Source organism: Priestia koreensis, assembly GCF_001274935.1.
Lineage (GTDB): Bacteria > Bacillota > Bacilli > Bacillales > Bacillaceae_H > Bacillus_AG > Bacillus_AG koreensis.
Genome location: NZ_LILC01000019.1, coordinates 111,750 through 124,366, shown reverse-complemented (window position 1 = coordinate 124,366; position 12,617 = coordinate 111,750). Strand labels below are relative to the sequence as shown.

General features: G+C 42.3%; 16 protein-coding genes and 2 riboswitches. Of the genes, 4 read left to right on the top strand and 12 right to left on the bottom strand.

What is annotated here, in order from left to right:
• Positions 1-37: 37 nt before the first annotated feature.
• Entirely contained in the window at positions 38-871 is an 834-nt protein-coding gene (locus AMD01_RS14560; RefSeq protein ID WP_053402155.1) for a lipoate--protein ligase family protein, read from the bottom strand.
• Positions 872-1,127: 256 nt separating this feature from the next.
• Here AMD01_RS14560 and AMD01_RS14555 point away from each other — a divergent pair, with 256 nt between their 5' ends.
• Positions 1,128-1,505: a rhodanese-like domain-containing protein gene (locus AMD01_RS14555; protein WP_053402154.1), complete on the top strand. Its 378-nt coding sequence runs from the start codon at positions 1,128-1,130 to the stop codon at positions 1,503-1,505.
• Between the two features lie 57 nt (positions 1,506-1,562).
• Here the strand turns inward: AMD01_RS14555 and gcvPB are convergent, their stop codons facing one another.
• Genes gcvPB through gcvT form a run of 3 tightly spaced genes read right to left on the bottom strand, consistent with a single transcriptional unit; the run spans position 1,563 to position 5,492 of the window.
• Positions 1,563-3,026 (bottom strand): aminomethyl-transferring glycine dehydrogenase subunit GcvPB, encoded by a 1,464-nt coding sequence (gcvPB, locus tag AMD01_RS14550; protein ID WP_053402153.1) that lies wholly within the window; start codon positions 3,024-3,026, stop codon positions 1,563-1,565.
• Positions 3,019-4,365 (bottom strand): aminomethyl-transferring glycine dehydrogenase subunit GcvPA, encoded by a 1,347-nt coding sequence (gcvPA, locus tag AMD01_RS14545; RefSeq protein ID WP_053402152.1) that lies wholly within the window; start codon positions 4,363-4,365, stop codon positions 3,019-3,021. Before gcvPA ends, gcvPB begins: the two co-directional genes overlap by 8 nt.
• A 29-nt stretch (positions 4,366-4,394) precedes the next feature.
• Positions 4,395-5,492 (bottom strand): glycine cleavage system aminomethyltransferase GcvT, encoded by a 1,098-nt coding sequence (gcvT, locus tag AMD01_RS14540; protein ID WP_053402151.1) that lies wholly within the window; start codon positions 5,490-5,492, stop codon positions 4,395-4,397.
• 76 nt (positions 5,493-5,568) lie between these two features.
• Positions 5,569-5,651, bottom strand: a riboswitch (glycine riboswitch).
• A gap of 3 nt (positions 5,652-5,654) precedes the next feature.
• Positions 5,655-5,742, bottom strand: a riboswitch (glycine riboswitch).
• A gap of 168 nt (positions 5,743-5,910) precedes the next feature.
• On the opposite strand from gcvT, the gene AMD01_RS14535 reads away from it, so the two are divergent.
• The 3 genes from AMD01_RS14535 to AMD01_RS14525 are packed head-to-tail and all read left to right on the top strand — an operon-like array spanning position 5,911 to position 8,737.
• Positions 5,911-7,587, top strand: coding sequence for a DEAD/DEAH box helicase (locus AMD01_RS14535; RefSeq protein ID WP_053402150.1), 1,677 nt, complete (start codon positions 5,911-5,913; stop codon positions 7,585-7,587).
• On the top strand, positions 7,574-8,371 hold the full coding sequence (locus AMD01_RS14530; RefSeq protein WP_053402149.1) for a YqhG family protein: 798 nt from the start codon (positions 7,574-7,576) through the stop codon (positions 8,369-8,371). Before AMD01_RS14535 ends, AMD01_RS14530 begins: the two co-directional genes overlap by 14 nt.
• Positions 8,372-8,392: 21 nt before the next feature.
• The gene (locus AMD01_RS14525; protein WP_053402148.1) at positions 8,393-8,737 is read left to right on the top strand and encodes a DUF3889 domain-containing protein; all 345 of its coding nucleotides are present in this window, start codon (positions 8,393-8,395) and stop codon (positions 8,735-8,737) included.
• A gap of 207 nt (positions 8,738-8,944) precedes the next feature.
• On the opposite strand, the gene moaA is transcribed toward AMD01_RS14525, so the two are convergent.
• The 8 genes from moaA to comGC all read right to left on the bottom strand — a co-directional run bounded on the left by moaA (position 8,945) and on the right by comGC (position 12,615).
• Entirely contained in the window at positions 8,945-9,964 is a 1,020-nt protein-coding gene (moaA, locus tag AMD01_RS14520; RefSeq protein ID WP_053402147.1) for a GTP 3',8-cyclase MoaA, read from the bottom strand.
• A 77-nt stretch (positions 9,965-10,041) separates the two neighbouring features.
• The gene (locus AMD01_RS14515) at positions 10,042-10,239 is read right to left on the bottom strand and encodes a YqzE family protein (protein WP_053402146.1); all 198 of its coding nucleotides are present in this window, start codon (positions 10,237-10,239) and stop codon (positions 10,042-10,044) included.
• A 37-nt stretch (positions 10,240-10,276) separates the two neighbouring features.
• Positions 10,277-10,771, bottom strand: coding sequence for a shikimate kinase (locus AMD01_RS14510; RefSeq protein ID WP_053402145.1), 495 nt, complete (start codon positions 10,769-10,771; stop codon positions 10,277-10,279).
• Position 10,772: 1 nt separating this feature from the next.
• Positions 10,773-11,150 carry a competence type IV pilus minor pilin ComGG gene (gene comGG / locus AMD01_RS14505; RefSeq protein ID WP_053402144.1) on the bottom strand — a complete coding sequence of 126 codons (378 nt, stop codon included), beginning with the start codon at positions 11,148-11,150 and terminating at the stop codon, positions 10,773-10,775.
• A gap of 3 nt (positions 11,151-11,153) precedes the next feature.
• Positions 11,154-11,579, bottom strand: a complete 426-nt coding sequence (gene comGF, locus AMD01_RS14500) for a competence type IV pilus minor pilin ComGF (protein WP_053402143.1) — start codon at positions 11,577-11,579, stop codon at positions 11,154-11,156.
• Complete coding sequence (locus tag AMD01_RS14495; protein ID WP_169775970.1) at positions 11,576-11,884, bottom strand: hypothetical protein; 309 nt, start codon at positions 11,882-11,884, stop codon at positions 11,576-11,578. Before AMD01_RS14495 ends, comGF begins: the two co-directional genes overlap by 4 nt.
• 7 nt (positions 11,885-11,891) lie before the next feature.
• The gene (gene comGD / locus AMD01_RS14490) at positions 11,892-12,350 is read right to left on the bottom strand and encodes a competence type IV pilus minor pilin ComGD (RefSeq protein ID WP_157052748.1); all 459 of its coding nucleotides are present in this window, start codon (positions 12,348-12,350) and stop codon (positions 11,892-11,894) included.
• Positions 12,316-12,615, bottom strand: coding sequence for a competence type IV pilus major pilin ComGC (gene comGC / locus AMD01_RS14485; RefSeq protein WP_053402140.1), 300 nt, complete (start codon positions 12,613-12,615; stop codon positions 12,316-12,318). The genes comGD and comGC overlap by 35 nt, the downstream gene beginning before the upstream one ends.
• Between the last annotated feature and the right edge of the window lie 2 nt (positions 12,616-12,617).

Here is a 12,617-nt window from a genome sequence, read left to right as displayed (position 1 = left end):
CGATATCACTATCTACTTATCATCTACAACTAAACAATTAGCGTCGGAAATTCCATTCATCTGACGCATATTTGCTTTTCGCAATTTCTTGAACGTACGCTTCTTCTTCTGCACTAAGCGTATAAGGCTCTAAATTGATATCTAATCCCTTCATGAACCCCTTATAAAACGCTTCCTTCGCCTCGTCAATTCCAATTGAACGGTTGGCAATATCATTCATCGCTACCGCCTTTTTACGAAATGCACGCTGCATGCGCTCCTTCACACGGTCATTTGTGTACTTGAAGACGCTGAATAGCTTATCTTCATCTAGATCTAGTAGGATGGAGCCGTGCTGCAGGATGACACCTTTTTGACGCGTCTGAGCGCTTCCTGCTACCTTTCTCCCCTCTACTACTAGCTCGTACCAAGACGGCGCATCAAAACAAACAGAGGAACGCGGATTTTTCAGGCTGTTTCGTTCTTCTTCTGTACGAGGAACCGCAAAATACGCCTCGAGTCCTAGTGAACGGAATCCTTCTAAAATCCCCTCTGAAATAACGCGGTACGCTTCGGTAACCGTGTTAGGCATATTCGGATGCTCTTCCGTTACGATTACGCTATATGTAAGCTCATGCTCATGCAATACGCCTCTTCCGCCGGTCGGACGTCGCACAAAACCTAATCCTAATTCTTTTACTTTTTCCAAATCAATTTCTTTTTCAGCTTTTTGGAAATAACCAATTGATAGAGTAGCCGGGTCCCATCCGTAAAAACGAATCGTTGGAGGAATTTCCCCCTTACTATGCCACTCTAACAATGCCTCGTCTAATGCCATATTGTAATAGGGTGAACAATTACCTGAATCTATGAATCGCCATGTTTCTTTCATTTACCTCAACCTCAACTTTGTCGTAGAAATAAAATCACACTTTTTATAGTCTATCAAAAGTTTGAAAGGAGTAAAAGAAATACGTTATATTTCCAAACACTTACGTGAACATTTAACGATTCACCCACTGCATGAAAGGACTTTTTCACAAAGTCATCACAGTTTGTTTCATAGAACTTACATATTCTCTTTACTTCTAAAAACATTCGCTTATATAATAGGAATATGGATTTAGTTGAAGAAGGGAACGATTTGCATGTGGTATACAATATTAATCATCTTAGCTGCTTTCATCGTATACTCTGTCGTTATGTTTGTTTATCAGCGTAAAATTATGAAAGCATTGACAGAAGAAGAATTTCGCAATGGATATCGTAAAGCACAACTAATCGATATTCGTGAGCCGAACGAATTTGAAGGCGGCCACATTTTAGGAGCTCGAAACATTCCGATTTCGCAGTTCCGTATGCGTACAAAAGAACTACGCAAAGACCAGCCGATTTATTTATATTGCCAAAACGGTGTACGTGTAGGCCGTGCGGCACAAATGCTTCGTCGTCAAGGCTATCGTGATATTTATCAGCTAAAAGGCGGCTTCAAGCAATGGACTGGGAAAATCAAATCAAAAAAGTAAACGGTTCGTTTTATTCATAAAAAATCCCGCTCACCTTAGGAGAGCGGGATTTTTTGATTACTGTTCTTTTTGGTAACGTAACACTGGCTTTCTTGCTGCAAGCGTTTCGTCTAAGCGTTTCACAACCGTTGTATGTGGTGCTTCTTGAACGATTTCTGGATTTTCTTCTGCTTCTTTTGCAATTTGAATCATTACGTCGATAAATGCATCGAGCGTTTCTTTTGACTCTGTCTCAGTCGGCTCAATCATCATGCTTTCTTCTACGATCAGCGGGAAGTAGATCGTTGGCGGATGATAACCAAAGTCTAAAAGACGCTTCGCAATATCAAGCGTACGAACGCCGAGTTTCTTTTGACGTTTTCCAGATAGGACGAACTCGTGCTTACAATGACGATCAAACGGAAGGTCATAGTGCTCAGCGAGGCGACGCATCATGTAGTTTGCATTTAATACCGCATTTTCGGTTACCGCTTTTAAACCATCTGGGCCCATTGAGCGAATGTACGTATAAGCACGAACGTTAATGCCGAAGTTTCCGTAGAACGGCTTTACGCGGCCAATCGCTTGTGGTCGGTCATATTCTAAGTGGTAACGATCCTCTACCTTCACTAGTACTGGCTTCGGTAGGAACGGAATAAGATCCGCTTTTACCCCTACAGGACCTGAACCTGGACCACCACCACCGTGAGGACCCGTGAACGTTTTATGAAGATTTAAATGAACGACATCAAATCCCATGTCCCCTGGGCGTGCCTTACTTAATACAGCATTTAAATTCGCACCGTCATAGTAAAGCTTTCCGCCAGCTCCGTGAACGATTTCAGCCATTTCTAAAATATTTTCTTCAAATAGACCCAGCGTATTTGGATTTGTCAGCATAAGGGCAGCCGTGTCCTCTCCGACAACGCGACGTAAATCCTCTAAATCAACTAATCCTTGGTCATTGGATTTTACCGTCACTGTTTCAAGTCCTGCAACCGTTGCAGATGCTGGATTTGTTCCGTGAGCAGAGTCAGGTACGATTACTTTTGTACGGTGATGGTCACCGTTCGTTTCGTGGAACGCACGAATGAGCATGAGTCCTGTCCATTCACCATGAGCTCCTGCTGCTGGTTGAAGCGTCACTTCATCCATGCCCGTAATTTCTTTTAAATGCTCTTGAAGGTCATACATTAACCCTAGTGCACCTTGTACCGTGTTTTCTTCTTGAAGCGGGTGAATATGAGCGAACCCAGCCATACGCGCTGCCTGTTCGTTCACTTTCGGATTGTATTTCATCGTACAAGAACCTAGTGGGTAAAAACCAGAGTCAACCCCGTGATTACGCTTAGAGAGCGCTGTGTAATGACGCATAATATCAAGCTCCGATACTTCTGGAAGCTCAGCTTCTTCTGTTCGAATGTATTCGGAAGGAATCACTTCTGCAACGTTGACTTCCGGCACGTCCAATTCAGGAAGTGAATAACCAATACGACCTTCTTTGCTCAGTTCAAAAATAAGCGGTTGATGTTCATTAAGCATGGATATCCCCCAATTCCTTCACAAGATTATCGATTTCTTCTTTTGTACGAAGCTCGGTTACAGCAATCAGCATATGATGAGCAAGCTCCTCGTAATCACGGCCAAGATCGTATCCGCCAATCATTCCTTTTTCAAGCAATTTCGCGTTTACTTCCGACACCGGTGACCCAACGGTTACGACAAACTCGTTAAAGAACGCACCGCCAAACACAACGTCCATGCCCGCCTCTTTGAACGCACTTGCCGCGTAATGTGCTTTTGAGATATTTTGAAGAGCAATTTCTTTTGCTCCTTGTTTTCCGAGAGCCGTCATCGCAACAGAAGCAGCTAAGGCATTTAGCGCCTGGTTTGAACAAATGTTAGACGTCGCCTTATCACGACGAATGTGCTGCTCACGTGCTTGAAGCGTAAGAACAAATCCGCGTTTTCCGTCTTCATCAACCGTTTGACCAACAAGACGACCTGGAATTTTACGCATTAATTTTGTCGTTGTCGCAAAATAGCCACAGTGAGGGCCACCAAACTGGGTTGGGATACCAAATGGCTGTGCATCCCCAATAACAATATCTGCTCCGAATTTCCCAGGAGGTGTTAACGCTCCTAGTGAAAGTGGATTTGAAGAAACCACGAACATTCCTTTTTCACTGTGCGCGATTTGTTCAATTTCTTTCAGCGGTTCAATTTGACCGAAGAAATTTGGGTATTGAACGATAACACACGCAACGTCTGCATTCATCTCATTTTGAAGCGCCTCAACATCTGTTACGCCATCTTTTAACGGAATCTCCGTTACGTCCAGGTATTGCCCTTTTGCGTATGTTTGCAATACGGCACGGGATTCTGGGTGAACAGCTGCCGATACAAGAATACGTTTCTTTCTCGTTTGGCCTGCACTTAGCATCGCTGCTTCAGCTAAAGCTGTTCCACCGTCATACATGGATGAGTTCGCAACGTCCATTCCTGTTAATTCGCAGATCATCGTCTGGAATTCGAAAATAGCCTGTAGCTCTCCCTGTGAGATTTCTGGCTGATATGGTGTATAAGCCGTATAAAATTCAGATCGTGAAATAACATGGTCAACAATCGTTGGTGCATAGTGATCGTATACACCTGCTCCTAAAAAGGATGCATATTCCTTTAAATTTGCATTTTGTGAAGCAAGACGAGTAAGTTCTTTTAACAACTGAGGCTCTGATGCCGCCTTTTTAATGTTGTATAATCCTTTGAATCGAACGCTTTCTGGAATATCTGCAAACAGTTCATCAACTGATTGCACACCTACTGCTTCTAACATTTGACGCTGATCTTCTTCTGTCATGGGCAAATAACGATGTACCATAGTTCCTGCTCCTCTCCCACATTCCTACATTATTTTGAACGTTTATAAAAAGGCGTTGCGACTACTTTCGCTTTTACACGCTTATTGCGAATTTCCACTTCTACTTCTTGATCAAGCTCGCTATATGAAACATCTACTAACGCAAGGCCAATGTTACGCTTTGTTAGCGGAGACTGCGTGCCTGTTGTCACTTCTCCAATACGCTCATCCCCAACAAACACTTCGTAGCCGTGACGAGGAATACCGCGATCGATCATTTCAATTCCCACTAATTTTCGGGAAAGTCCTTCTTCTTTTTGACGCTTCAGCGTTTCTTGACCAATAAAGAAATCTTTATTAACCTTCACCGCAAAGCCAATTCCTGCTTCAACTGGTGTAATGTCCTTTGATAGCTCTTGGCCATATAAAGGAAGAATGGCTTCAAAACGAAGCGTATCACGTGCACCAAGTCCACATGGGACAACACCGTCTTCTTTTCCTGCTTCTAAAATCGCATTCCAAAGTGCCGGAGCATCATCAGAAGGACAATAAATTTCAAAGCCGTCCTCGCCTGTGTAACCTGTACGAGACACTAGAGAAGGTACGCCGCTGATGCTTACATTCTCTTTAAAAGCGAAGAAGCCAATCGACGCTAAGTCTTCATCTGTTAACTTTTGAAGTACTTTTTCAGCTACTGGACCTTGCAGGGCAAGCTGAGCAATTTCATTGGACTGATTATGTAACGTCACGTCACCCTCAACATGAGATTGCAACCAATCGTAATCTTTCTCGATGTTTGCGGCATTTACGACTAATAGATACACATTATCGGATTTTTTGTAGATCAGAAGATCGTCTACTGTTCCCCCATCTTCATAACACATTGCGGTGTACTGTGCTTTCCCGTCCTTTAGCTTTGACACATCATTCGTCATGACACGCTGTAAAAAAGCAAGACTGTCTGCACCTGTTACTTCAATTTCTCCCATATGAGATACGTCGAATAATCCTGCTTTCGTACGAACAGCTTCATGCTCTTCTTTAATAGAAGAAAACTGCACAGGAAGCGCCCATCCACCAAAATCAATCGTCTTAGCTCCATACTCTTTATAGGTTAAAAACAAAGGCGTTTGTTTTAACTCAGCCATTTTGATTCCCCCTCAACCACGTTTTTGTCAAAAAATAAGCATATAAAAAGACAGAGAACTCCTTATAAAAAGAAGTCTCTGTCCGGTTACCTGAAAGTTTCCCGTTGCATTTGATCAGCGGTTTCCTCGTGGGTGGTTCGTATGGAACGCTCTCCAGAGTTGCGTCCAACAAGAGTCTTTTTGCCTGAGAGATTCACTTCTTCAGTTGCTCCTTCGGCGCCATTTGCATGGTCTCTCCCCTTGTTATCATTCGCTTCTATAAAATTAAACAAGATTGGCTATACTATACTGAATGAAGATGACAAAAAAGTAAATATAGTAGCAATCCACTTTCTTTTTAAAATTTTCTAACACATTTTTATCCTACAGGAATTTTCACACTACTTCAATAAAAATTTGCGAAAGGAGTCGACAAAGAATGAACGTTGAAATTCAGTTTGATGAACAATGGGAAAAAGAGTTTATGCAGCGTCTACAAAATGATGGTCCATGGTCACATCAGCATCTTTATAAACTTGCCTATAATACTGAAAAGCAGCTCGCGATTCCTGATTTCCTAGGCTTGCAGTGTCCAAAATTTTTGCCTGACTTAATTCCGCTTCCTCATCAGTTAGAGGTCGCAAAGCAGGTTATTGAAAACATGAACGGAAAAGCTATTTTAGCGGATGAGGTAGGCCTTGGAAAAACGATTGAAGCAGGGCTTATTTTGAAAGAATATATGATTCGTGGACTCGTAAAAAAGGTGCTCATTTTAGTTCCTGCATCCCTCGTTTCACAGTGGACGATGGAACTCAATCAAAAATTTTATATTCCAGCGGTCGCACAGCGAAAGTCTTATGCGTGGGATCAGTGTGATGTGATCGTGTCGTCGATCGATACGGCGAAGCGTCCACCACACCGTGATCTCGTGCTCAGTCAGGATTATGATTTAGTCATTATTGATGAAGCTCATAAACTGAAAAATAACAAAACGAAAAACTACGAATTTGTGCAGAGCTTAAAGAAAAAGTTTTGTCTTCTTTTAACCGCGACGCCTATTCAAAATCGCGTGGAGGAAATTTTCAACCTTGTGTCGCTCTTAAAGCCTGGTCATCTCGGAAATCAAACTTATTTCGACGAGCTTTTCTCGGCGAAAAAGCGCGATGTCCAAAATGATCATCACCTTCGTGAGCTCATCAGCAAAGTTATGATTCGCAACCGCAGGGGCGATACCGGAATCGAGTGGACGAAGCGAATTGTAGAAACCGTTCCAATTGAATTCTCTCCTGAAGAACGCGAGCTGTACGATGAGATTATGACCTTTAAGCATGCAGGGGGCAACAAGAGCGCGTTCTCCATTCTAACCCTTCAGCGTGAAGCGTGTAGCAGTCGAGAAGCCGTCTACATTACGATTAAAAACATGCTGAAAAAACAAGAAGATCCGAGCTCACTAGAAGTTCTCACAGAGCCGATTATGGATAAAATTCATAACATCCCAGCCAATTCTAAGGCTGAAAAAGTGCTTGAGCTTATTAAAAACATTGATGATAAAGTGATTATCTTCACAGAATATCGCGCTACACAGCTCTATTTACAATGGTTTTTAAAGCAGCATGGCATTAGCTCTGTTCCATTTAGGGGCGGATTTAAACGCGGGAAAAAGGATTGGATGAAGCAGCTGTTTCAAACACATGCACAAGTACTAATCGCCACAGAAGCGGGCGGTGAAGGAATTAACCTTCAGTTCTGTCACCATATTATTAACTATGACCTTCCGTGGAATCCAATGCGCCTTGAACAACGAATTGGACGTATCCATCGCCTTGGTCAGCAGGAAGACGTTCGGATTTATAATTTCGCCGTATCAAACACGGTTGAAGAGCATATTTTAAAGCTTTTATACGAAAAAATTCACTTATTCGAGCGCGTCATCGGTGATTTAGATGAAATTTTAACACGAATGGAAATTACAAATATCGAAGAGCATATTCAAGACATTTTGCTTCATTCTAAAACAGACGGTGAAATTCGCATTAAAATGAATAACCTTACGTCTGTCATGGAATACGTACAGGAAGAAATAACGGAAGGCGAGGATCAGCATGCAGCAAACTGACATTCATCAATTCCTAAAGCAGTACTTCACTGCAAATGATTGTGAAATCTCAGAAAACCACCCCGGCTATTTTACCGTGCAGCTAAACGTGGATATGGATAAAGAGCTGATGAACAGACCGTTTTATTGGCATTACTTAGAGGCAACGGGCGGTGAGCCAAACCCAATGTCCATTACCTTCATTACTGATCCAAACGTTGATCCGTCAGAGGTAAAAGGAGAACGAATTCACTTCGGCTCCCCTCGCCTACATCAAATTTTTGAGTCTACAAAAAAATTTGGTCGTTTTATTCGCCTGTACGAGCAAGTTCACGTACAGCATAATACAGCGCTACACCCGTGGCTCGGGCTAAACGTTCGTATCTCCTATCAGTGTGACCGAAAACGAGACGAACTGTTGTCACTTGGTCTTCATCTGATTAGTGGAAAAATCGTGGAAGGCTTTCACGAAAAAGCGGAGCAAATGACGTTGTCACCAGGCATTTCAGATTATTGCTTTACGCTCTCACCGCTCATTAAGCCACAAAGCGGTCTGTTCCGATTAAAGCAATTTGTACAGCACCAAATTGAGCAACAAGACCATATGTGGGCAGCAGAGGCACGAGAGCGCTGGAACAGTGACCTTGCGCTTTTAGACCACTTTTACGAAGAATTAGACGAAAAACCAGAGAGCTATCTCACGGAGAAAACCGCGCTGCAAGAGCAGTACGAACCGAATATTCATGTTGGGATTGTGAACGGCGGGTTATTTTATCTATCAGAAAGCACCATGCAACGACTCTAATCATACAAAGGATGAGACATCATGAGAAAAACGATTTTGATGGTGATTTGTTTATGCACGCTAATCGTTCCCATCAGCAGTACGACCTTTTTACACACGGCACATGCTGCTCCGCAGGTGAAGCCTACTCCTTCCTATGCAAAATGGAGTCGTATCGCCATTAAAGAAACGAAAAAACGATACCCGATGGGACAAGTGACAGACTTTCTGTACCTTGGAAAAGCAAAAGAAAATGGTGATAAGGTCGAACGCTTCAAGTTAATCGTCCGTGACCGAGGAAAAGAACTAGGCGTTCTTGTCTACGTACACGTCGATCCAAAAACAGATACACTAAAAAACATTGCCTTTATGGAAACGAGACCGTAACGATAAAAGGACTGCCCAAAGCGGACAGTCCTTTTCTTCATATTCCGTAGTGATACAAATAGTAATCTCCTGCTTCTAACTGATCGAGTATGGCTAACATCTTTTTTGCTGAAATATAGAAGAAAGATATGGATAATTATAAAATCGTTTAGGCTTTTTCAGCAAAACAAAAACCGCCTGACAAGCTATGTTGTCAGACGGTTCCCATTAACCACCAATATAAGACATTTCAATTTTAGAACGCTCAGACACCTTATCCGGATTACGTTCTTCTGAATAACGATCATCTCGTTTGTTCCATAGCATACGCAAATGCTCAGAAAGCTCTTCGTCTGTGTGATCATCTCTCAGCAGTGAACGAACGTCATGCCCTTTTGTCGCAAACAAACACGTATAAAGCTGACCGTCTGCTGAAATGCGCGCGCGAGAGCAGTCGCTACAAAATGCATCTGAAATTGAGCTAATAAACCCAATCTCTGCTGAACCGTCCTCATACACGTAGCGCTTCGCTACTTCACCTACATAATGAGGATCAACAGCTTTGACGGGCATTTCCGCACCAATCATCTCAAGCATCTCCTGCTTAGTCAGAACGTCCTTCATGCTCCAGCCGTTTGTTGCACCCACATCCATAAACTCAATGAAGCGTAGCGTAATGCCCTTTTCTTTGAAGAAACGAGCCATTGGAAGTACTTGGTGATCATTCACACCTTTTTGAACGACCATGTTCATTTTAATTTGTAGACCTGCTTTCTCAGCAGCTTCAATCCCTTTTAAAACGGGATGAATGCCGACGCCGCGGCCGTTCATCTTTTTGAACATCTCTTCGTCAATCGCATCGAGGCTAATGTTCACACGACTAAGTCCCGCTTCTTTTAGCTTCTCCGCATACTTTGGCAAAAAGATGCCGTTGGTCGTAAGCGCAATATCTTCAATGCCGTTCACTTTCGTTAAACGGCGTATTAATTCATCTAGTTGTTTACGTAAAAGCGGTTCCCCGCCGGTTAATCGAATTTTTCGCACGCCCATGTCCGCAAACAATGTAGCCACACGAACAATTTCATCAAATGTTAGTAACTGTTCTCCTTTTAAAAAGGCGTAATCTTTCCCAAAGATCTCTGCTGGCATGCAATATGAACAGCGAAAATTACACTGATCAATGACCGAAATACGCAAATCATGGAGACTACGATTATAAGCATCACGTACTATATCTTGCTCTTTCATAACGAAAGTAGTCACTCCTAAAGTTAAAAGTATATTTAACTCTAGCACATTCGACCTGTAATGTATAGAGATTGAGCCTACTTCCGATGTTTCCCAAGCCATAAGGAAAAGTAGCTTGGAAGCACGCCAAACCAACGATTCGCCAGTGGATCTTGCATCTGCTGCTGCGCTTCTTTTTTCTCGATCCGCTTTTGGACACGTTCTTCCTTCGGCTGATCCATATAGCGAACCAATTGCTGCGTTACGAATTTTACATAGTCATTTGTTGATGACATCTTCATCACCTCAGGCTTAGTATGCCCAAGGGGAAATTTACTTAATCAGCCCAAGCACCTCTGTACAAATATCTTCGACCGTACGACCCGTCGTGTCGACCGTAAAATCCGCCTGCTCGTAAAACGGTCTGCGCTTTTCTAAAAGCGACTGAAGTCCGTCTAACGAATGCTCCTGTACAAGCGGTCGGCCCGTATCTCCTTGAATTCTGCTTCGAATCTCATTCCAATCCGCATGCAAATAAATGCTGATTCCGTTCTCTTTAATAAACGTACGATTTCGCTCCTCAGCGAACATCCCGCCACCAGTGGAGACGATCACATCTTCCGTTGTAATTTCTTTCAAATAACGATGCTCAAGATCACGGAAAAACGCTTCTCCGTCACGCTCAAAAATCTCCGCAATCGTTCTTCCCTCTTTTTCCACGATATAGTGATCCACGTCCACTACCTGACACTCAAGCTTTGCTTTTAGCGCCTCACTAACGGTCGTCTTTCCTGCTCCCATAAATCCTACGATATATACCGACTTCATCCTACTCACTCCTATGCTTTTCTTTCCATTCCATGACGACCCCGTCTATCTTACGGAGCTTCGCCCATGCACGATATTGTTTATTATGAGCCGATTTTACGGTAATTTCAATGGAATATGAGAATTCGTCTGCGGTAGCCGTGTAGGAGACGCTGCCGTTTTGGAAACGGTAGGTATACTGTGGTGAGAATGATTGAGAGGTGATGTCTCGTTTTAGTAAGGTAAGACCGTTTTCTAGGAGATGGTTAAGCTTGTACTGTTCCTCTGCTTCTTTGTAGAAGAGCTTTTCGCTAATGTACGGCTGAAGCTGCTGGGTGACGAGGAAAATGGTGAGAAATGCGAGGATCATTGTAGTGGGAAGGATAAAAAAAGCTTTCATCCATTAACCTCCAACAAAAGAGCTAATACGCTGTTTGAAATGACGATCGTCTAGCGCGATGGTCGCTACCGTAATTCCTGCGGTAGACTGTGAGAAGACAATGGTTTTTATTCCTTGAAGAACAATTTCATGTCCTCTGCCGTCTACCTGTCTTCGTGCTTTATTTCCATAGCGCTCATACGTAACGGCTAGGTTGTCTTTCGTAATTAAAACAAGCTTCTGCTCCTGTATTCGAAATTCAGTGGCTTCCCTTAGATCAAAAGAAAGCTGTTGAATAAAAATCTCCCACTCCTGTAGCTCAATCGTCTCATCAGTTTGATGGAACTGTTTTATTAAGTTCATGAGTAACGGCTGAAAGGCAATCAAGAACGAGAATAGTGACAAGCTAATTAACATCTCTAACAAGGTGAACCCTTTTTGGTTTTTCATTTAAGAATATAATCACACCTTTCCATGGAACGCTTCAATTTATCCTCCCACTTAATACATGCTTTTAACTCCTGTTCGCTCGACTCCCACGACAGGTTGTATGTGCGCTGATTATGGGTAACCGTAGAAGGACTTGTCTCATTTCGATCATATTTGTAATGCAATATTTCTTCATGAAGCAGTCGGTCAGCTGTATTAATCGCAACTTGGTTGTCTCTTTCAATTCGAATGTGCGTATAAAGAGGGAATAGATGCAGGGTTAAAAGAAGTAAAACCGAGAATGCCACCATTGTTTCCAATAACATATATCCATTAGAATTTTTGAACATAAAATCTTCCACGTCCTATCAACACGACTACTCTGTATTTTTTCTCATGATGTTTTACAATGATCGTGCCACTTCTATCGACGTTTCCATCTTGTAAAAATGATACCCTTCCTTGTATAACTTCTGTTTGAAGAGTTACATCTTTCTCATAGTCTCGTGTCATAATCAGGTTGCCTCCTGATACCATTAAATATTTTGACTCGGCATTCAGAAATACGAGGGCTACACTTTTCTCACTATTAATGGCTACCTGCTGGGCATACCACATATCCGTTTGCAATTGTTTAAAAAAATAGTGTAATCGATATGTTTGCATGACAGGCTTTATAGAAAGAAGCAATACTCCCACCATGACTTGCAAAACCATTAAAACAAGCAGCATTTCTAGAAGAGTGAACCCTTTTTGATTACTTGCTGCCACTTTGCTGAACAACTCCGTCAACGATGGCAATCTCCTGCCCACCAGGACATTTAACATCTCCGTTAAGATAACCTTCTGTTTTTAATTCCTCTAGTGTTGGTATTTTGCGATTATCAATTTCATACGCTTCTACTTGTGACTGAACGGTTTTAATTAATGCAGAACATCCTTTCGTGTTAATTACCTCCTTATTTTTAACCACATTAGGAATAATAACGAGGAGCAAAACTGTAACCACTAGCATAACAACAAGCATCTCGATTAAAGTAAATCCTTTTTCTTTCATAA

What these genes read in the sequence shown, in the direction of transcription:
- gcvPB (WP_053402153.1), bottom strand. Translation starts at nt 3,026, where the DNA reads ATGCTTAATGAACATCAACCGCTTATTTTTGAACTGAGCAAAGAAGGT.
- comGF (WP_053402143.1), bottom strand. Translation starts at nt 11,579, where the DNA reads ATGAAAAACCAAAAAGGGTTCACCTTGTTAGAGATGTTAATTAGCTTG.
- gcvT (WP_053402151.1), bottom strand. Translation starts at nt 5,492, where the DNA reads ATGGCTGAGTTAAAACAAACGCCTTTGTTTTTAACCTATAAAGAGTAT.
- AMD01_RS14495 (WP_169775970.1), bottom strand. Translation starts at nt 11,884, where the DNA reads ATGTTATTGGAAACAATGGTGGCATTCTCGGTTTTACTTCTTTTAACC.
- AMD01_RS14510 (WP_053402145.1), bottom strand. Translation starts at nt 10,771, where the DNA reads ATGAAGTCGGTATATATCGTAGGATTTATGGGAGCAGGAAAGACGACC.
- AMD01_RS14530 (WP_053402149.1), top strand. Translation starts at nt 7,574, where the DNA reads ATGCAGCAAACTGACATTCATCAATTCCTAAAGCAGTACTTCACTGCA.
- moaA (WP_053402147.1), bottom strand. Translation starts at nt 9,964, where the DNA reads ATGAAAGAGCAAGATATAGTACGTGATGCTTATAATCGTAGTCTCCAT.
- comGC (WP_053402140.1), bottom strand. Translation starts at nt 12,615, where the DNA reads ATGAAAGAAAAAGGATTTACTTTAATCGAGATGCTTGTTGTTATGCTA.
- AMD01_RS14535 (WP_053402150.1), top strand. Translation starts at nt 5,911, where the DNA reads ATGAACGTTGAAATTCAGTTTGATGAACAATGGGAAAAAGAGTTTATG.
- comGG (WP_053402144.1), bottom strand. Translation starts at nt 11,150, where the DNA reads ATGAAAGCTTTTTTTATCCTTCCCACTACAATGATCCTCGCATTTCTC.
- gcvPA (WP_053402152.1), bottom strand. Translation starts at nt 4,365, where the DNA reads ATGGTACATCGTTATTTGCCCATGACAGAAGAAGATCAGCGTCAAATG.
- AMD01_RS14560 (WP_053402155.1), bottom strand. Translation starts at nt 871, where the DNA reads ATGAAAGAAACATGGCGATTCATAGATTCAGGTAATTGTTCACCCTAT.
- AMD01_RS14525 (WP_053402148.1), top strand. Translation starts at nt 8,393, where the DNA reads ATGAGAAAAACGATTTTGATGGTGATTTGTTTATGCACGCTAATCGTT.
- AMD01_RS14515 (WP_053402146.1), bottom strand. Translation starts at nt 10,239, where the DNA reads ATGTCATCAACAAATGACTATGTAAAATTCGTAACGCAGCAATTGGTT.
- AMD01_RS14555 (WP_053402154.1), top strand. Translation starts at nt 1,128, where the DNA reads ATGTGGTATACAATATTAATCATCTTAGCTGCTTTCATCGTATACTCT.